Source organism: Serratia sp. ME47 (assembly GCF_903970925.1).
GTDB lineage: Bacteria > Pseudomonadota > Gammaproteobacteria > Enterobacterales > Enterobacteriaceae > Serratia > Serratia ureilytica.
Window position 1 is genome coordinate 42,617 of the sequence record NZ_CAJCKE010000007.1, and the last position, 18,755, is coordinate 61,371.

The window sequence follows — 18,755 nt, forward strand, 5'->3', positions numbered from 1 at the left end:
AACGTGAGCATAACGCCAACCAACATTCTGATTGTTGAAGATGAAAAAGAGATCCGCCGCTTCGTGCGCACCGCGCTGGAGAGCGAAGGCCTGCGGGTGTTTGAAAGTGAAACGCTGCAGCGGGGGCTGATTGAGGCCGGCACGCGCAAACCGGATCTGATCATCCTGGATTTGGGGTTGCCGGATGGCGACGGGCTGAGCTACATCCGCGATCTGCGGCAGTGGAGCGCCATTCCGGTGATCGTGCTGTCGGCGCGCAACGCCGAAGAGGACAAGATCGCCGCGCTGGACGCCGGCGCCGACGACTACCTCAGCAAGCCGTTCGGCATCGGTGAGTTGCTGGCGCGGGTGCGGGTCGCGCTGCGTCGCCACTCAGCTAGCCAACAGGAAAGCCCGCTGGTGAGCTTTTCGGCGATTACCGTCGATCTGGTGAATCGCCGGGTGCTGCGCAACGACGAAGATCTGCATCTGACGCCGATCGAGTTTCGCCTGTTGGCGGAGCTGCTGGCCAACGCCGGCAAGGTGATCACCCAACGCCAGCTGTTGAGCCACGTCTGGGGGCCGAACTACGTGGAGCACAGCCACTATCTGCGCATCTACATGGGCCATTTGCGGCAGAAGCTTGAAGCCGATCCGGCCCGGCCCAAACACCTGCTGACCGAAACCGGCGTCGGCTATCGCTTCATGCCTTAACCCCGGTGGGCGCGGTTTGCCGCGCCTTTACGCCGCCGGGCCCTTCTTCAATCCGACCATAAACTCCTTAAACGCCTCGCGCAGCGGAGCGAACACCGGGTGTTTGCGGTTTTCGATCATCACTTCGGAGAACAGCTTCAACCCCACGGCAAAAGCCGCGCTCTGCTCGGGGCCGAAGTTCAGATCGTCACGCGCCCGAATGCGCTCGACGATCTCGAGAATATCGTCGTGGTTGCTCACTTCAAAACTCAGCGGCGCTTTCTCGACGGGATTGCCCTGGCGATCGCTCAGGGCTTCAACGGTAATGTTAAAACGGTGGCCGGGCATCAGTTCTTCTCCTGTTGCGGAGGTTGAATCTGCATTTCGCTTTCGATCGCCGCCACGGCGGTCAGCAACGCGGCGTTGATGCGCTCCACCTGCTGCGGCGTGAGATCGGCGCGCATCACGTTGCCGCGCAGCAGGCTGCGCAGACGGTTCATGGCGTCGTAGATGCCTTCCGCCAGGTTGCCGTGCCGATGACGCTCGCGGCCGGCGCCCGCCAGACGCGCCAGAATGACCTCAACCACCTGTTGATGCTTTTGCAGCTCGCTCTCGCCCGCCGCGGTGATGCGGTAGCTTTTGCGGCCGTTGCCGGTGGTGAGCGGTTCGAGGAAGTCCTGCTCTTCCAGCAGCGTCAGCGTGGGGTAAATCACCCCCGGGCTCGGCACGTACAGGCCGGATGACGCTTCCTCGATCGCCTTGATCAATTCGTACCCGTGGCTGGGCTTGCGCGCCACCAGTGCCAGCAGCACCAGGCGCAGATCGCCGTGTTCGAACAGACGATGACGCCCGCCCCGGCCGCCGCGCCCACCCCGGCCGTGCTCTTCGCCTTCGCCGCCGAAGTGATGGCGCCCGCCGCGATGACGACGGCCCTCTTCGCATTCATGGTGATGATGATGCCGGTGTAAACCTAATCGATGAAACATAAGGTGAGACCTCGCTTTAGTAGGGAACATCAATACGAGGTTGTTTAGATATATCTAAACAGCATCGATAGCGCTAATCTAGATCGATATATCTAAATGCGCAAGCGCGTGCCGTGAAAAAGATATATCTAAATAGCGCCCATAAAAAAAGCGCTGTAAAAACAGCGCTTTTTATCAATCAAGAAAAGTGATTACTTGGCGGAAGCCAGCACTTCGCTGACGATCTCGACCGCTTCGTGCTCAATCTTCTCGCGGTGCTCCGCCCCGAGGAAGCTCTCGCAGTAGATCTTGTAAGCCTCTTCGGTGCCGGAAGGACGAGCCGCGAACCAACCGTTGTCGGTCATCACTTTCAGGCCGCCGATCGACGCGCCGTTGCCCGGCGCTGCGGTCAGACGTGCGGTGATCGGGTCCCCGCCCAGCGTACTGGCCTTGACCATCTCCGGCGACAGCTTGGACAGCGCCGCTTTCTGCGCATGGGTTGCCGGCGCCTGGATGCGGTTGTAGCTTGGCGCGCCGAAACGCTTGGCCAGATCGTCATAGTGATGCTGCGGGTTCTCACCGGTTACCGCGGTGATTTCAGCCGCCAGCAGGCACATGATGATGCCGTCTTTGTCGGTCGACCACGGCTGGCCGTTGAAGCGCAGGAACGAGGCCCCGGCGCTCTCTTCGCCGCCAAAGCCCAGGCTGCCGTCGAACAGACCGTCCACGAACCACTTGAAGCCGACCGGCACTTCCACCAGCTTGCGGCCCAGATCGGCCACCACGCGATCGATCATCGCGCTGGACACCAGCGTTTTACCTACCGCAACATCGGCGCCCCACTGCGGGCGATGCTGGAACAGGTAGTTGATGGCTACCGCCAGATAGTGGTTCGGGTTCATCAGCCCCTTCGGCGTGACGATGCCGTGGCGGTCGTAATCCGGATCGTTGGCGAACGCCAAATCGAATTTGTCGCGCAGCGCCAGCAGGCCGGCCATCGCCGACTCCGACGAGCAGTCCATGCGGATGATGCCGTCGTGATCCAGGTGCATAAAGCGGAACGTCTGATCGATGGAATCGTTCACCAGCGTCAGATCCAGCTTGTAGTGTTCCGCCACCCGCTGCCAATAGGCGATGCCGGAACCGCCGAGCGGATCCACGCCCAGCTTCAGGCCGGCGCGTTGGATGGCCGGCATGTCGACCACCTCCACCAGCCCTTCGACGTAAGGCTGCACCAGATCTTTGGCGTGCAGGTGGCCGCTGTTCCAGGCCTTGTCCAGCGACTGACGCTGCACGCCTTTCAGCTGCTGCGCCAGCAGTTCGTTGGCGCGCTTTTCGATCACTGACGTCAGGTTGGTGTCAGCCGGGCCGCCGTTCGGCGGATTGTATTTGATGCCGCCGTCTTCCGGCGGGTTGTGGGACGGCGTAATGACGATGCCGTCGGCCTGCGCGCCGCCGCGGCGGTTGTGGCACAAAATGGCGTGCGATACCGCCGGCGTTGGCGTGAAGCCGTTGTTTTCCTGCACGATCACATCGACGCCGTTAGCGGTCAGCACTTCCAGCACGGAAATAAAGGCCGGCTCGGACAGCGCATGGGTGTCTTTGCCCACGTAGCACGGGCCGGTGGTGCCCTGCTGATGACGAACTTCGGCGATCGCCTGAGCGATGGCGAGGATGTGCGCTTCGTTGAAGCTGTGGCGCTGCGCGCTGCCGCGGTGGCCGGAGGTGCCAAACTTCACCGCATGTGCGGCATTGCCGGCTTCCGGTTGCAGCACATAGTACTGCGACGTCAGCTGGGCTACGTTAATCAGATCGCTTTGACGGGCGGGCTGCCCGGCACGTGGATTATTCGCCATCGACATATCTCCCTCATCCCTGTCGGTGACCGGGCAAATACGTCGCGCACGGCCATCATGACGGGCTGTTCGCTAAATTAGACGGTACCGCAAACTTTCTCGATCAGTTCCGCCGGGAACTGCATCGCCTGCATGATGTGTTCGATCATGCTGCGTTTGCGGCCGGTATTGGTATTGGTGATCACCCAGTAAGGGGTGCCCGGCACATGCTTCGGCTTGGTATGCGTGCCGTTGGCCAGCAGGGTCTGCTGATCGCCGGCGAAATAGGTGCGGGTACGGCCGGTCAACGCCTCGGTGGCGGCGGCAAAACCGGCGGCATCGAGGGTGTACAGCGTGGACAGCACCAGCATGAATCGGTTGACCGCTTTGTTCTGCTCGGCGTATTCATCCGACAGCAGCAGTTCACGCACGGCGCGTACGCGATCGCGCGGGCGCTGAACCGGCGCCGCTTTTTCCGCTTCGACGGAGGGCGACGCACTGGCGGCAGGCAACGCGCGCACCGGCTGACCGGCGGTGAATTTCAACATGCGGCGTAAAATATCGGACGCGCTTTCACCGATGTGTTGCGTGTGGCTGGCAATATAACGGTAAAGCTCTTCGTCGACTTCAATAGTTTTCATCTTTATCCAATACTGTTTTTTCTACTTAGAACCTGAAGCCAGATCCTGCATTCAAGCCATGGGATTATAAGGTTAAAAGCGCTGGGGCGAACACAACAATGTGCCTCCGGACGGCAAATGCAGACTAATACCTATAGCCGGCACTGCCAAGCCCGCGCCGCGAAAATTCCGCATGATTCATCGTGCGATTCAATCATGATACCCTAATCTGAATCTCTCTCAGTATGAACTTCGCCATGAAATTACATTATCAACTGCTGGCCGCCGAGTCAGACGCGCTGCCGGTGCTGCTGATCCACGGGCTGTTCGGCAATCTGGACAACCTGGGCGTGCTGGCGCGCGATCTGCATCAGCGTCACAGCGTAATTAAGGTCGATCTGCGCAACCACGGCCTCTCCCCGCGCGCCGACGAGATGAACTACCCCGCGATGGCGCAGGATCTGCTGGAGCTGCTCGACGAACTGCGGCTTGAGAAAGCGATCGTCATCGGCCATTCGATGGGCGGCAAAGCGGCGATGGCGCTGACCGCCATCGCGCCCGAGCGCGTCGCCAAGCTGATCGTCATCGACGTCGCGCCGGTGAATTACCAGACCCGACGTCACGACGAGATTTTCGCCGCCCTGAAGGCCGTCAGCGCCGCCGGCATCACCCAGCGCCAGGCCGCCGCCCAGCTGATGCGCGATTACCTGCAGGAAGAAGGCGTGATCCAGTTCCTGCTGAAGTCCTTCCATAACGGCGAATGGCGCTTCAACCTGCCGGTGCTGATTGAGCGCTATGATGACATCACCGGCTGGCAGGACGTGCCGGCCTGGCCGCACCCGACCCTGTTCATTCGCGGCGGCCTGTCGCCGTACGTGCAGGACAGCTACCGTGCGGACATCGCCCGCCAGTTCCCGCAGGCCCGCGCGCACGTCGTTGCCGGCACCGGCCATTGGGTGCACGCCGAAAAACCGGAGGCGGTGCTGCGCGCCATTCACCGTTTCCTCGACGAAGCCTGAAAAACACGCTCACCTGGCGAAAAAACGCGCTAAAGATAACGGCTTAGCGCGTTTAGCCCGCAGTTAGGCATTGTCGCCGCTCCATCTGCTGGGGTAATATGGCGCGCTATAATTTTGCCGCCGCGCCAGCGCGTTCGCGAACGCCGGGTCGGGGGTGAATTTGGGTTAGGGTTTATTGGCCCGAAGTGTGTTAACCGATGCCTCCGGAAGCGTGCGAGCGCTTTTTGATGCAAACTCCCTTGCAGTACCGCTACCTATGGCAAAAGAACAAACGGATCGCACGACGCTGGATCTGTTCGCAGATGAACGCCGTCCGGGGCGCCCGAAAACCAACCCGCTTTCCCGCGATGAACAGCTTAGAATCAATAAGCGCAATCAGTTACGGCGCGATAAAGTGCGTGGATTGCGGCGCGTAGAGCTGAAAATCAACGCGGATGCGGTGGACGCCCTGAACAAACTGGCGGAACAGCGCAACATCAGCCGCAGCGAACTCATCGAGCAGATGCTGTTGGCGCAACTGGCGGAAGAACAGCCGGAACATTGATCTCTTCGGCCGCACGCGCGGCGCGGCGTTAAGGACAACGCCGGATCGACACGCTTTTCTTCATCTCCGGCATCGCATAAATGCGATAAAACCCCGGCGCCACTTTCTGGCATGATACGCATTTACCGGTAAGAGACTGCGCCTGTCGGCGCCCGCCCCCGCGGCGAACGGCTCTTGCCATGGCATCATTTTAATCGGCGTCAGCGGCGGCAGTGCTGGCATCGAGTAATGCAATTAATTGAATTTAAAGGTTATACGCGATATGGCTACTGTAGGCATTTTCTTTGGCAGCGACACTGGCAATACCGAAAACATTGCCAAAATGATCCAGAAAATTCTCCAGAAACAGTTTGGCGACGACGTCTCTGAAGTGCATGACATCGCTAAAAGCAGCAAAGAAGACCTGGAAGGGTTCGATATCCTGCTGCTGGGCATCCCGACCTGGTACTACGGTGAAGCGCAGTGTGACTGGGACGATTTCTTCCCGACGCTGGAAGAAGTCGATTTCAACGGCAAACTGGTGGCGCTGTTCGGCTGCGGCGACCAGGAAGACTACGCGGAATATTTCTGTGACGCGATGGGTACCATCCGCGACATCATCGAACCGCGCGGCGCGGCCATCGTGGGCCACTGGCCGACCAAAGGCTACCACTTCGAAGCCTCCAAAGGCCTGGCGGACGACAACCACTTCATCGGTCTGGCGATCGACGAAGACCGTCAGCCGGAGCTGACCAACGAGCGTGTCGACGCCTGGGTCAAACAGATCGTCGAAGAGCTGAGCCTGGCCGATATCGTCGGCTAAACGCCGGGACTGGCGAAAGGTTGAACAAAGGCCCTGTAAAGTGCATAGTGTGCCGACAGGGCCGTCATCGGCAACAGGGATTGCTGCGATAGAAGCTACAGATTTGTAACTTCCCACCCCGTCACGGTAGACTGAGATATCGGTTTATCCCATCCATCAAGGCGTTGCATGCAAAACATGCAATAGTGCAATTATATCTTTGTTAACAACCGGCGGTTTCCATTTAGTACAACCGGTTCTATAATGAGACGCATTAACTCTTTGTGCCGACCGATGCCACAGGCGAGTACGCCTCAACTTGATTAGCATAGTAACAGGACTGAATTCGCATGACCGACAACAACATCGCATTGAAGAAGGCCGGCTTAAAAGTCACGCTTCCGCGACTCAAAATCCTGGAAGTACTGCAAAATCCGGAATGCCATCACGTCAGTGCGGAAGATTTGTACAAAAAACTGATTGATATGGGCGAAGAGATCGGGCTGGCGACGGTTTATCGCGTACTGAACCAGTTTGACGATGCGGGCATTGTGACACGTCACAATTTCGAAGGCGGCAAGTCCGTGTTCGAGCTGACCCAACAGCATCACCACGATCACCTGATTTGCCTGGATTGCGGCAAAGTGATCGAATTCAGCGACGAATCCATCGAAGTGCGCCAGCGTGACATCGCCAAGCAGCACGGCATCAAGCTCACCAACCACAGTCTGTACCTGTACGGCCACTGTGAAACCGGTGACTGTCGCGAAGACGAAACGCTGCACGACAAGAAATAAGCCCTGACCGGCTATGAAAAACCGCCTCATTTTGAGGCGGTTTTTTTATGCCCGCCGTACAACGGGAAAAAAAATCCCCGGACCAGCCGGGGAAAATCATGTCATGAAATACCACAATTGCAGCGGCACAGCGACTCCACGTACTACTCTCACCACAACGTCCGCCCTGCGCCGACACGCGCGGGCGAACGCATTCCCCCTTCGTTATGATGCGGCCCGCCGCCAAAACTGCGGGCCGCACCGCCCTTCTTAGACCTTTTCGGCGCGGCTGTAGCGTTTGCCGTCCGGGCTGACCGAGCGCACCTGTACTTCGCCGGAGACCGCAGGTTTAGCCTTGGCATCATAGCGCTGCCACTGCTTACCGCCGTCGGTGGAGTACTCGATGCCCAACCCCGGCAGCGCGATATTCGCCTCCAGCTTGCCGCCCGCCACGCGAGCGCCCGGCACCGGCAGACGATAAGCCACGCCGCCTTTGTCCAGCTTGGCCAGTTCACGCTGGCCCAGAATATTGGCGAAGCGCAGCCAATCTTTCTCCAGCGTCTTGGTATCGACAAAGTGGGTTTCCCCGCCTTTGTATTCGCGGCCGGCGCGATAGTCCTGCTCCCAACCGGCGCGATGCCAGGCGCGCTCCGCCACCGACAGCGCGCGTGGGAAGATCATGTATTCCATCTGCGGGTCGGTGCGCTGGGTTTCGCTCCACAGCTGAGCGGAAAGTCCATATGCCCCCGGCCACGGCTTGTCGCTCTTGGCATTGAAGTGGTTGCCGTCTCGGTCAACCGAGGTTTCCGCGTTCTGCGGCATGTTGTCCGGCGCGAAGCTGAACACCTTGCGCTCGTCGCTGAAGCGGGTGCCCCAGTAGTAACCGCGCTCGTCCGGGTTCACCTCGTAAGGGAAGTCCATATAGACGTAGTCCGGGTTGGAGACCACCACTTCATACCCTTTGTTGGCCCAGTCGTTGACGCTGTCGAAACCGCCCCAGTACAGGGTGTCCCAGAAGTTGACCCCCACGCGCGAGGTGGCGAACGCCTTCGAACTCTCGGCGTCCTTCAGGCCGTCTTGCCAGGCCTGCATTCTGTCGATGCCGTGCGCCTTCACCAGCTTGCTGACCTCTTGGCCGAAGTAGCTCGGCAGGTGCTCCATGTCGGCCACTTTGCCCTCTTTGATCATCACCTGGCACACCTGAGACTTGGCCCACGGCTTATCTTCATTGCTCTGGTCAATGATGCCTTTACCCGGTTCCGGTTTCGCCTTGTCGGTGTAGCCGGCGCCCAGGCGGATGTTTTTCGCTTCGTCGCCGCCAAAGTGCCAGGTCTTAATCGGCTGGCCGGCTTCTTTATGCATCTGGGCAATCTCGCCAATCACCTTGTCGACAAAGCGCTGGGAGGAATCCAGGCACGGGTTCAGGTAACTCTGACGGTTAAAGAACTGCACCGAGGTGGTATTGGAGGTATCGGTCGGATCCACCAGACGGAATTCGTTGGCCTCCTGCTCTTTGCCGGCGGCATGCAGTTTCTTGTAGCGCGCTTCCATCGAGACCACCGCCGCGCGGGCGTGCGCCGGCATGTCGATCTCCGGGATCACCTCAATCTGGCGCGCCTGGGCGTATTTGATGATGTCGATGTAGTCCTGACGAGTGAAGAAACCGCCGTAGACATCCGGCCCCTGGCCGTACTGCGGCAGCAGGCAGGTGGTTTCGCTCAGATCGTGGCAGCGCTGGCCGCCGACTTCCGTCAACTCAGGCAAGCCGGGAATTTCGATACGCCAACCTTCGTCATCGCTCAGGTGGAAGTGGAATTTGTTGAGCTTGTAAGCCGCCATCTGATCCAGCAGGCGCAGCACCGCATCCTTCTTATGGAAGTTACGCGCCACGTCGAGGAAAATGCCGCGATACTGGAAGCGCGGCGCATCGCTGGCGTCGAGCGTGGCGATCTTGCCGCTGCCGTCGGTCGGCACTAACGACAGGATAGACTGCAACCCGTAGAACACCCCGGCCTGATCGAAGCCGATCACCCGCGCCTCTTTCTTGCCGATCTTCAGCTCATAAGCGCCCGGCACCGCCATCGCGCCTTTAAACTTGCCCGGCTGGATGTCGGTCTTGATCGGGTAACCGTTGGCCTGAACCGGCACGCCCAGCAGCGCGAAGCGCTGGTTGACGACATCCGCCGCCGGCTTGACCAACGCACTCAGATCCGGCGATACCCCTTTGCGCAGATCGGCGTCCTGCGCGTGCACTTTCACCTGCATCGGCGTCGGCACGATCTGGCCGCGCAGCGCGCCGGCGGGCAGCGTCTGCAGATCGGCGTTGCTGACAAAACGCGAAGCCGGCGTCATCAGAATATTTTTGTCGTCCTTGGTGCGCTTCCACTGATCGCCGGTAAACGGCGCCACAAACTGATCCAGATTTTCGGTGTCGGTATTCGCCAGCATTTTCGGCTTGGCGTCGCCGGAAGTGGCATACCAGCGGGGCAGGAAGTCGTTTCTGAACAGCTGCCAGTATTCGGCGACCACCGGGATTTCCACCGCCTTACCGGCCGGGAAACCGCTGAATTTGGCGGTCGGCTCCAGCTTGTACAGATCGCCGGTGAGGTGAGCGATCTTGAACTGATCGTTGTCTACCCGCAGAGTCTGGCGCGGGCTGTGGAAATAAATGATCCAGTCTTTGCCGTCGATCGCCTGCCCGTCGTTGCTCAGGGTGAACAACACCCGGTTGCATGAGGCCCAGTCTGCGCCCAGCGCCGCGCAATCCACGCCGTTTTCCCCGGCGCGGTTATCCAGCATTTTCACGTTCAGCTTCAGTTGGCTCAGCTGATCCACCAGCTGTTGATCGGCCATGGCGCTCCCCATGCCGCCCAGGAATCCCATCGTTGCCGTCAAGGCGGCCAGTGCGCTCAGTTTGAATGCGTTCATCTTCTCGTCCTTCTTAATTATTGTTATCGCGAATTTCTTGCCACAGCTTGCCGCACTTGGCGTCGTAAGCCTGACCGTTACCGCTGTGAACCGCCATAATGCAGTTCTGATAATCCATCACCCGTACCGTTTCCTGCGCAGCGAACTGCTGGTGCTGTTTCTCTTGTTTCAGCACGTTCAGTACCGCCTTGCACGGCTGCAGACGCTCCGGCGAGCCTTCCGCGGTATTGATGCAGGCGCTGTAAGCCTGTTTCAACCTGGCGTCTTCCGGCGGCGCGGCGGGTTGCGCACAGGCGCTCAGCGCCGCAGCGGCCGCCAACATCAGCATGATTTTTTTCATCGTTGAATTCCCTTAACTGCCCCGGCGGCGAGGCCGGGGAACGCATCAGAAGATGGTGAATGGCGCGATGACCATGAATTTGACGTCTTTCTCGTCCTGGAAGATGTTGCCGTAACCGCCGCCCCAGCTCGGAATGTTGGTGTGGTTGTCATACTGGGTGTAATGCAGCTTGAGCAGCGTGCCCTTGGCTCGCCCTTCTTGGATGGTGTACATCGCGTCCAGACTCCAGGCGCTCTCTTTCAGGCGCTGGCTCTGATCGTAGATCGGGTTGGTGCTCGGCTTGGCGTCCCACGCGTAAACGTAAGAGCCGCCGACCGCCATGCCCGGCAGGTTCCAGTTGCTGAGGTCATACATCACGCCGGCATACACCGCTTTTTCGCCGTTGGCGTTAAAGTCGGAGCGGTTATCCCACCACACGTCCAGGCGACCGTTTGACGAGGCGTAGGTCGGGGTCATACGTTGCAGGAAGAAGCCCTGATTGCCTTCCGCCTTGACCATGGTGCCTTCCAGACGCCAGTTGAACTGGCCGGTGGTGTAACCGAAGGTCAACGCCTGCAGCCAGGCCAGGCCGTCATAGATGCTGTTCGGATCGTTCTTGTTGCTGATGCGGTCTTCCGCGCCATAGAACTGGTAACTGGTGGTCAGTGGGTTGCCCAGCAGATCGAATTTGTAAGACGCCTTGGTGAAGTACTGATTCACGTACCCCTGGGCCTGGCCGTAAGCGGCTTCCAGCACCAGATCGTTTTTGAAATCGTACTTGGCGCCCAGCGAGTGCAGGTAGGAGACACGGGTTTTCTTATCGTTCTGGCGGAAGTCGTCCATCTCGATATGCCACGGCGCTTTGTATTTGTCGGCCCACATGTAGGAGAAGCTCAACGCGCCGGCATCGCCGTAGTCGAACTTGGCGCCGGCTTCAGCTCCCTGATAAGTGCCCGGCATAAAGCTCCAGTGCGGCGCCAGCAGGGTTTGACCGCTCGGCTGAATATAGCCGGCGCGCGCCCAGACCGGGCCGTATTTGAATTTGGCGGCGGCTTTGTACAGGCTGATACCGCCTTTGTCACCGGAGTAGTCTTCGTCGTAGGTACGGTTCTTCGAGGAGAACGCAATTTCGTTCGGGTGACCGCTGGCGCTGGATTCAGCCAGTTCGATGGCGGTAAAAGTGCCGACATCCAGACCGAACATGTCCCAGGCGTAGCCCGACGCGAAATCCAGGCTCAGGTTGGCGGTAGAGTGGGACAGGTTGGTGGTGTATTGATTGTAATCCTTGCTGTCCGGATTGAGATCTTTACGGTCACGCTCACGTTGCCAGTAATAAATGCCGCCGGTCAGCGTGGAATCCTCGATAAACCCTGCGGCTTTCGCCTCAGGCGGCATGGCAAACCCTGTTCCCAACAGCGCGCCCGCGACTGCGAGCGCCAGCGTTTTACGCTGAGCACCGTGCGTACCCATATTGAAATTCCTCTTTGACTTAACTTAAAAGTTGCAGCCGCCTGTGTTCACCACTGCCCTGCACGACTGCCAATAAAAAACCCGAACGGGTAAAAATATTGCCGACGAGATGTTATTCCCACAGCACTAATTGCTACAGACAGACTATTTTTCGCGACGCGAATTATCAAATAAAAAATGCGGAAGATTTGTCAAAGTATGACAAGGAGCACATATCGGTGATAATTTGTTACGCTGGCATTCATGGAAGGTGTCGAATAAAAAATTCAATTAAATCAGAATAAATACGGATACCAGGTCAACCAGAGACGATTAATGGTTTCAGCCTGACTAAATCCGTCAGTCAGGAGATAAAATTTGAGAGCGCTCTCTAAATGAAATTAATTCGCACCACGAATATATAAGAAAATATTAAGACTACTAAGCCCAATATAAGAAAACTTATTGATTAACGCACCGCAGTTAATTAAACGCAGCCCGGTAAAACGTGGCGGGAATAGATGATTTACTCAATAGCAGGCATAAAAAAGCGCGGCCTGAGCCGCGCTGATACATTAATTTTCGAGGCGATTAAGATTAGCCTTCGATTTTCGCCCAGGTGTCACGCAGACCGACGGTGCGGTTAAACACCAGGTGCTCAGCCGAAGAGTAATGGCTGTCGGCGCAGAAGTAGCCTTCACGCTCGAACTGATAGGCTTTCTCCGGCTGTGCGGCCGCCAGACTCGGCTCAACGAAACCGTGCTTGATCACCAGCGATTCCGGGTTAATGGTGGAGAGGAAGTCCTCCGCCGCGCCCGGGTTAGGCACGCTGAACAGGCGATCGTACAGGCGAATTTCCGCCGGCAGCGCGTGCGCCGCAGACACCCAGTGGATCACGCCCTTCACCTTGCGGCCGTCGGCAGGATCTTTGCTCAGCGTTTCCGCATCGTAGCTGCAGAAGATGGTGGTGATCTCGCCGGCTTCATCTTTCTCGACGCGCTCGGCCTTGATCACGTACGCGTTGCGCAGACGCACTTCTTTGCCCAGCACCAGACGCTTGTACTGCTTGTTGGCTTCTTCGCGGAAGTCGGCGCGATCGATATAGATCTCACGGCTGAACGGCACATCGCGGTTGCCCATTTCCGGCTTGTTCGGGTGGTTAGGCATGCTGACCATTTCCACCGCATCGCCCATGTTCTCGATGACGATTTTCACCGGATCCAGCACCGCCATGGCGCGCGGCGCGTTCTCGTTCAGATCGTCGCGGATGCAGGATTCCAGCGCCACCATTTCGACGTTGTTGTCTTGCTTGGTTACGCCGATGCGCAGGCAGAACTCGCGGATCGAGGCGGCAGTATAACCGCGGCGGCGCAGACCGGAGACGGTCGGCATGCGCGGATCATCCCAGCCCTCGACGATCTTCTCGGCCACCAGCTGATGCAGCTTGCGCTTCGACATGATGGCGTATTCGAGGTTGAGACGCGAAAACTCGTACTGGCGCGGGTGGCAAGGAATGGTGATGTTATCCAGCACCCAATCATACAAACGGCGGTTATCCTGGAATTCCAGGGTGCACAGCGAATGGGTGATCCCTTCCAGCGCATCGGAAATGCAGTGGGTGAAATCGTACATCGGGTAGATGCACCATTTATTGCCGGTCTGGTGGTGTTCGGCGAACTTGATGCGGTACAGCACCGGATCGCGCATCACGATAAACGGCGAGGCCATATCGATCTTGGCACGCAGGCAGGCAGCGCCTTCGGCGAATTCGCCGTTGCGCATCTTCTCGAACAGCGCCAGGTTCTCTTCCACGCTGCGACCGCGGTACGGGCTGTCTTTGCCCGGCGCAGTCAGGGTGCCGCGGTATTCACGGATCTGCTCCGGCGACAGTTCGTCGACGTAGGCCAGCCCTTTGCTGATAAGCTCCACCGCATACTGGTGCAGCTGATCGAAATAGTCTGAGGAGTAACGAACGTTGCCGCTCCACTCAAAGCCCAGCCACTCCACGTCGTGCTTGATAGACTCGACGAACTCGATGTCTTCTTTCACCGGGTTGGTGTCGTCGAAACGCAGGTTGCACTGGCCCTGATAGTCCTTGGCGATGCCGAAGTTCAGGCAGATGGACTTGGCGTGGCCGATATGCAGATAGCCGTTAGGCTCCGGCGGGAAACGGGTATGTACCGACGTGTGTTTCCCCGACGCCAGATCTTCATCGACGATCTGACGGATAAAATTGGTTGGGCGGGCTTCAGCCTCACTCATTTCACTGTTCCTCAATGCAAAGCGCTACACATAACCGCCTATGATCCAACAAGCCACGTCTGGAAACAACCGTTTGTTTCATGAAAAATGCGGCGCGTTGCACCATCGGCGCGCAGCGCACCGCCGTGGGGCGAAACGGGATAAAAAAAGCGGGAAGAGATCGCTCTCTTCCCGCCAAGTCGGGGCAAACGCCGCCATGATGCGTGTTCGGCCCCAGGCACTACTCAGGTAAAAACAGCCTTATTTCTGGATCTCATACAGCTTGGTCTGACCGGCGACCACAGAGCCGCTGGCCAGCGCCGCCAGGCCGGCGTACTCGTCAGAGTTGCTGACCACCACCGGGCTTATCATCGAACGCGCATTGGCATTCAGGTAATCCAGATCCAGTTCCAGAATCGGTTGACCGGCTTTCACTTCCGCGCCCTCTTCCACCAGGCGTTTGAAGCCCTGGCCTTCCAGCGCGACGGTGTCGATCCCCATGTGCACCACGATCTCGGCGCCCTTGTCGGTTTCCAGGCAGAATGCGTGGTTGGTATTGAAGATTTTCACCACGGTGCCGTCAGCCGGCGCCACCACGATCTTGTCGGTCGGGCGAATCGCCAGGCCGTCGCCTACCGCCTTGCTGGCGAAAGCTTCGTCCGGCACCTGTTCGAGCGCCACCACTTCACCGGTCACCGGCGCCAGCAGCGTTTCAAACGCGTCTTTCGGCGCGTTCGGCACCGCCTGCGGTTTGGCTTCCGCGGCAGGCGCCGCCGCCGGGGCCGCCGCTGCCGCTACCGGGCCGGCCGCAATCACGTTGCGCATTGCGCTGGCGATAAGTTCGGCACGGGTGCCGACGATCACTTGCACGCTCTGCTTGTTCAGGCGGATAACGCCCGACGCGCCGAGGCGTTTCGCCAATGCGTCGTTCACCAGCGCGGAGTCTTTCACGTTCAAACGCAGGCGGGTGATGCAGGCGTCGATGCCGGTCAGGTTGTCGGAACCGCCGATCGCGCCGACGTAACGACGAGCCAGGGTGGTGGTTTCGTTCTCGTCTTTACCGGCGTTGCTGTCGACGTTGACGTCGTAGCCGTCGGTTTCGTCACCGGCAACCGCCAGCTCGCGGCCCGGGGTCATCAGGTTGAATTTTTTGATGGTGAAGCGGAACACCACGTAGTAGATGACGAAGAACACCAGGCCTTGCGGGATCAGCATGTACCAGTGGGTCGCCAGCGGGTTGCGAGACGACAGCACCATATCCACCAGGCCGGCGCTGAAGCCGAAACCGGCGATCCAATGCATGCTGGCGGCGATGAACACCGAGATACCGGTCAGCACGGCGTGGATCACGTACAGCACCGGCGCCACGAACATGAAGGAGAATTCCAGCGGTTCGGTAATACCGGTAAAGAAGGCGGCGAAAGCGGCCGCCAGCATGATGCCCGCCACTTTGGCTTTGTTCTCAGGACGCGCGCAGTGGTAAATGGCCAGCGCCGCCCCCGGCAGACCGAACATCATGATCGGGAAGAAGCCCGCCTGATAACGGCCGGTGATGCCGACAACCGCTTTACCGGCTTCGATCGACTGCTGGCCGCCAAGGAAGTTAGGAATATCGTTGATGCCGGCCACGTCGAACCAGAACACCGAGTTCAGCGCGTGGTGCAGGCCGACCGGGATCAGCAGGCGGTTGAAGAAGGCGTAGATGCCCGCGCCGACCGAGCCCATTTTCTGAATGTGTTCACCGAAGTTCACCAGACCATTGAAGATCACCGGCCAAATGTACATCAGGATGAAAGCCACCAGGATCATCAGGAAGGAAATGAGGATCGGCACCAAACGGCGGCCGCTGAAGAACGACAGCGCCTTGGGCAGCTCGACGCCGCTGAAGCGGTTGTACACTTCGGCGGAGATGATGCCCACCAGAATACCGACGAACTGGTTCTGGATCTTGCCGAACGCGGCGGGCACCTGATCGAGCGGGATCTTCTGAATCATCGACACGGCGGCTGGCGAACAGAGAGTGGTCAGCACCAGGAAGCCGACGAAGCCGGTCAACGCGGCGGCGCCGTCCTTGTCTTTGGACATGCCGTAGGCCACGCCGATAGCGAACAGCACCGACATGTTGTCGATGATAGCGGAGCCGGATTTAATGAAGAAAGCGGCGAGCGCGTTGTCGCCGCCCCAACCAACAGGGTCAATCCAGTACCCGACGCCCATCAAGATGGCGGCGGCGGGCAGCGTGGCGACCGGCACCATCAGCGCCCGTCCCACCTTTTGCAAATAACTAAGAATGTTCACCTTTTCCCCCTATGTTGTCCGCGGACGGACCCTATTAGTAGTTTATTTGGAGCTCTCACTACCTTTTTAGAAACAGCGCTTGGCACGTATCACTCATGCCGAGTGTAAAAAATTTATTTTGTATCGCAAATTAAAACCTCCCTTTTTGTGATAAATATCACCAAAAAGTAGTCTTTACCTCCCAGATTGCTGGCCATCACACAAAACTTATTTTATCATTCAAAAAATCAACCGGACGGACGATTCACGCGAGAATCATAAAGCTGGGTTACGCTTACGACTCCCGCAGGCCCGTACAGTATAGCTTTAGTTTACTTATCCCAAGAGGTGTTAGATGAGACTTATCCCACTGAAAGATACCGCACAAGTCGGCAAATGGGCCGCGCGTCATATCGTTCAACGCATCAACGCATTCAAGCCAACCGCAGAGCGCCCGTTTGTTCTCGGCCTGCCCACCGGCGGCACGCCGCTGGAAGCCTACAAACATCTGATTGCGATGCACAAAGCAGGTGAAGTAAGCTTTAAGCATGTTGTGACTTTCAACATGGACGAGTACGTTGGCCTGCCGCAGGAACACCCGGAAAGCTATCACACCTTCATGTACCGCAACTTCTTTGATCACGTTGATATCCCTCGCGAAAATATCAACCTGCTGAACGGCAACGCCGCGGATGTCGACGCCGAGTGCCGCCAGTACGAAGAGAAGATCAAGTCTTACGGCAAAATTAACCTGTTCATGGGCGGCGTGGGCATCGACGGCCATATCGCGTTCAACGAGCCGGCTTCGTCCCTGGCTTCGCGCACCCGCATCAAAACGCTGACCGAAGACACCCGCATCGCCAACTCGCGCTTCTTCGGCGGCGACGTCAGCTTGGTGCCGAAATATGCGCTGACCGTCGGCGTGGGCACGCTGCTGGACGCGGAAGAAGTAATGATCCTGGTCACCGGCCACGCCAAGGCGCAGGCGCTGGAAGCCGCAGTGGAAGGCAATATCAACCACATGTGGACCATCAGCTGTCTGCAGCTGCACGCCAAAGCGGTAGTGGTGTGCGACGAACCGGCCACCATGGAGCTGAAAGTCAAAACTGTCAAATATTTCCGCGAGTTAGAAGCGGAAAGCGTTAAAAGTCTTTAATCTTTGCAGGGGGCTACGATGTTCGCTTTAACCCACGGCCGAATCTATACCGGCCACGACGTACTTGATGACCATGCAGTCATTATCGCTGATGGGCTGATCGAGAAAGTCTGCCCGGCGGCTGAATTGCCCGCCGGCATCGAAACGCGCGACCTGGGTGGCGCCATCCTGGCCCCCGGGCTTATCGACGTGCAGCTGAACGGCTGCGGCGGCGTACAGTTCAACGATTCGCTGGAAGCGATCTCGGAAGAAACGCTGGAGATCATGCAGCGCGCCAACGAGAAATCCGGCTGCACCAGCTATCTGCCGACGCTGATCACCAGTAGCGACGAATTCATGAAGCACAGCGTCGACGTGATGCGCGCTTATCTGAAAAAGCACCAAAACCAGGCGTTGGGCCTGCACCTGGAAGGGCCATACCTCAGCCCGGTGAAAAAAGGCACCCACAATCCGGCGTTCATTCGCAAGCCGACCCAGGAAATGATCGATTACCTGTGCGCCAACGCCGACGTGATCACCAAGGTGACGCTGGCGCCGGAAATGGTTGAGCCGCACTTTATCAAGCAGCTGACCGAGGCCGGCATCGTGGTCTCCGCCGGCCACTCGAACGCCACCTACGATCAGGCTCGCACCGGTTTCGCCGCCGGCATCAGCTTCGCCACCCACCTGTACAACGCCATGCCTTATATCACCGGCCGCGAACCGGGGCTGATGGGGGCAATCTTCGATACGCCGGAGGTCTATACCGGCATCATCGCCGACGGCCATCACGTGGCCTGGGCGAGTATCCGTAACGCCAAACGCCTGAAAGGTGATAAATTGGTCTTGGTCACCGATGCCACCGCGCCGGCGGGTGCAGATATTGACCAATTTATTTTCGCCGGTAAAACAATATACTATCGGGATGGGCTGTGCGTGGATGAGAACGGCACCCTGAGCGGTTCCGCGCTGACCATGATCGAAGCGGTGCGAAACAGCGTCGAGCATATCGGCATCGCGCTGGACGAAGCGCTGCGCATGGCGACGCTGTATCCGGCGCGCGCCATCGGCGTCGATCACCGTCTGGGCACCCTCGAAGCCGGCAAGGTGGCTAACCTGACCGCCTTCACCCGTGATTTCAAGATCACCAAAACGCTCGTTAACGGTAACGAGGTTTAATTCAATGAACAGCGA

General features: G+C 58.4%; 16 protein-coding genes. 7 read left to right on the forward strand and 9 right to left on the reverse strand.

All coding sequences use genetic code 11. The features are described from left to right. The first annotated feature begins 3 nt into the window (after window positions 1-3). Window positions 4-693 carry a two-component system response regulator KdpE gene (gene kdpE, locus H7A77_RS09910; protein ID WP_033637458.1) on the forward strand — a complete coding sequence of 230 codons (690 nt, stop codon included), beginning with the start codon at window positions 4-6 and terminating at the stop codon, window positions 691-693. A 27-nt stretch (window positions 694-720) separates the two neighbouring features. Here the strand turns inward: kdpE and H7A77_RS09915 are convergent, their stop codons facing one another. The 4 genes from H7A77_RS09915 to seqA form a co-directional block, all read right to left on the reverse strand. Then, the gene (locus tag H7A77_RS09915) at window positions 721-1,020 is read right to left on the reverse strand and encodes a DUF3861 domain-containing protein (protein ID WP_033642181.1); all 300 of its coding nucleotides are present in this window, start codon (window positions 1,018-1,020) and stop codon (window positions 721-723) included. Then, window positions 1,020-1,658 (reverse strand): PadR family transcriptional regulator, encoded by a 639-nt coding sequence (locus H7A77_RS09920; RefSeq protein ID WP_089191298.1) that lies wholly within the window; start codon window positions 1,656-1,658, stop codon window positions 1,020-1,022. Before H7A77_RS09920 ends, H7A77_RS09915 begins: the two co-directional genes overlap by 1 nt. 191 nt (window positions 1,659-1,849) lie before the next feature. Beyond that, the gene (gene pgm, locus H7A77_RS09925; RefSeq protein ID WP_033638690.1) at window positions 1,850-3,493 is read right to left on the reverse strand and encodes a phosphoglucomutase (alpha-D-glucose-1,6-bisphosphate-dependent); all 1,644 of its coding nucleotides are present in this window, start codon (window positions 3,491-3,493) and stop codon (window positions 1,850-1,852) included. 77 nt (window positions 3,494-3,570) lie between these two features. Next, window positions 3,571-4,113, reverse strand: coding sequence for a replication initiation negative regulator SeqA (gene seqA, locus H7A77_RS09930; RefSeq protein WP_033651164.1), 543 nt, complete (start codon window positions 4,111-4,113; stop codon window positions 3,571-3,573). Between the two features lie 224 nt (window positions 4,114-4,337). Between seqA and ybfF the strand changes: the two genes are divergently transcribed. From ybfF to fur, 4 genes are all read left to right on the forward strand, one after another. Continuing rightward, window positions 4,338-5,111, forward strand: a complete 774-nt coding sequence (gene ybfF, locus H7A77_RS09935; protein ID WP_080273370.1) for an esterase — start codon at window positions 4,338-4,340, stop codon at window positions 5,109-5,111. Between the two features lie 256 nt (window positions 5,112-5,367). Then, entirely contained in the window at window positions 5,368-5,655 is a 288-nt protein-coding gene (gene ybfE, locus H7A77_RS09940) for a LexA regulated protein (RefSeq protein WP_004939936.1), read from the forward strand. 262 nt (window positions 5,656-5,917) lie between these two features. Beyond that, window positions 5,918-6,457, forward strand: coding sequence for a flavodoxin FldA (gene fldA, locus H7A77_RS09945; protein ID WP_004939938.1), 540 nt, complete (start codon window positions 5,918-5,920; stop codon window positions 6,455-6,457). 329 nt (window positions 6,458-6,786) lie between these two features. Beyond that, window positions 6,787-7,233 (forward strand): ferric iron uptake transcriptional regulator, encoded by a 447-nt coding sequence (fur, locus tag H7A77_RS09950; protein ID WP_019454058.1) that lies wholly within the window; start codon window positions 6,787-6,789, stop codon window positions 7,231-7,233. A gap of 249 nt (window positions 7,234-7,482) precedes the next feature. On the opposite strand, the gene H7A77_RS09955 is transcribed toward fur, so the two are convergent. The 5 genes from H7A77_RS09955 to nagE form a co-directional block, all read right to left on the reverse strand. Continuing rightward, window positions 7,483-10,140, reverse strand: coding sequence for a beta-N-acetylhexosaminidase (locus H7A77_RS09955; protein ID WP_033651163.1), 2,658 nt, complete (start codon window positions 10,138-10,140; stop codon window positions 7,483-7,485). Window positions 10,141-10,153: 13 nt separating this feature from the next. Further along, on the reverse strand, window positions 10,154-10,480 hold the full coding sequence (gene chiQ, locus H7A77_RS09960; RefSeq protein WP_046686572.1) for a ChiQ/YbfN family lipoprotein: 327 nt from the start codon (window positions 10,478-10,480) through the stop codon (window positions 10,154-10,156). Window positions 10,481-10,525: 45 nt separating this feature from the next. Then, window positions 10,526-11,929, reverse strand: coding sequence for an OprD family outer membrane porin (locus H7A77_RS09965; RefSeq protein ID WP_182074100.1), 1,404 nt, complete (start codon window positions 11,927-11,929; stop codon window positions 10,526-10,528). A gap of 576 nt (window positions 11,930-12,505) precedes the next feature. Further along, entirely contained in the window at window positions 12,506-14,170 is a 1,665-nt protein-coding gene (glnS, locus tag H7A77_RS09970; protein WP_033642175.1) for a glutamine--tRNA ligase, read from the reverse strand. Between the two features lie 240 nt (window positions 14,171-14,410). Next, on the reverse strand, window positions 14,411-16,447 hold the full coding sequence (nagE, locus tag H7A77_RS09975; RefSeq protein WP_164107199.1) for an N-acetylglucosamine-specific PTS transporter subunit IIBC: 2,037 nt from the start codon (window positions 16,445-16,447) through the stop codon (window positions 14,411-14,413). 334 nt (window positions 16,448-16,781) lie between these two features. On the opposite strand from nagE, the gene nagB reads away from it, so the two are divergent. Then, on the forward strand, window positions 16,782-17,582 hold the full coding sequence (gene nagB, locus H7A77_RS09980; RefSeq protein ID WP_004939952.1) for a glucosamine-6-phosphate deaminase: 801 nt from the start codon (window positions 16,782-16,784) through the stop codon (window positions 17,580-17,582). A gap of 18 nt (window positions 17,583-17,600) precedes the next feature. Next, complete coding sequence (nagA, locus tag H7A77_RS09985) at window positions 17,601-18,740, forward strand: N-acetylglucosamine-6-phosphate deacetylase (RefSeq protein WP_033642173.1); 1,140 nt, start codon at window positions 17,601-17,603, stop codon at window positions 18,738-18,740. Window positions 18,741-18,755: the final 15 nt, after the last annotated feature.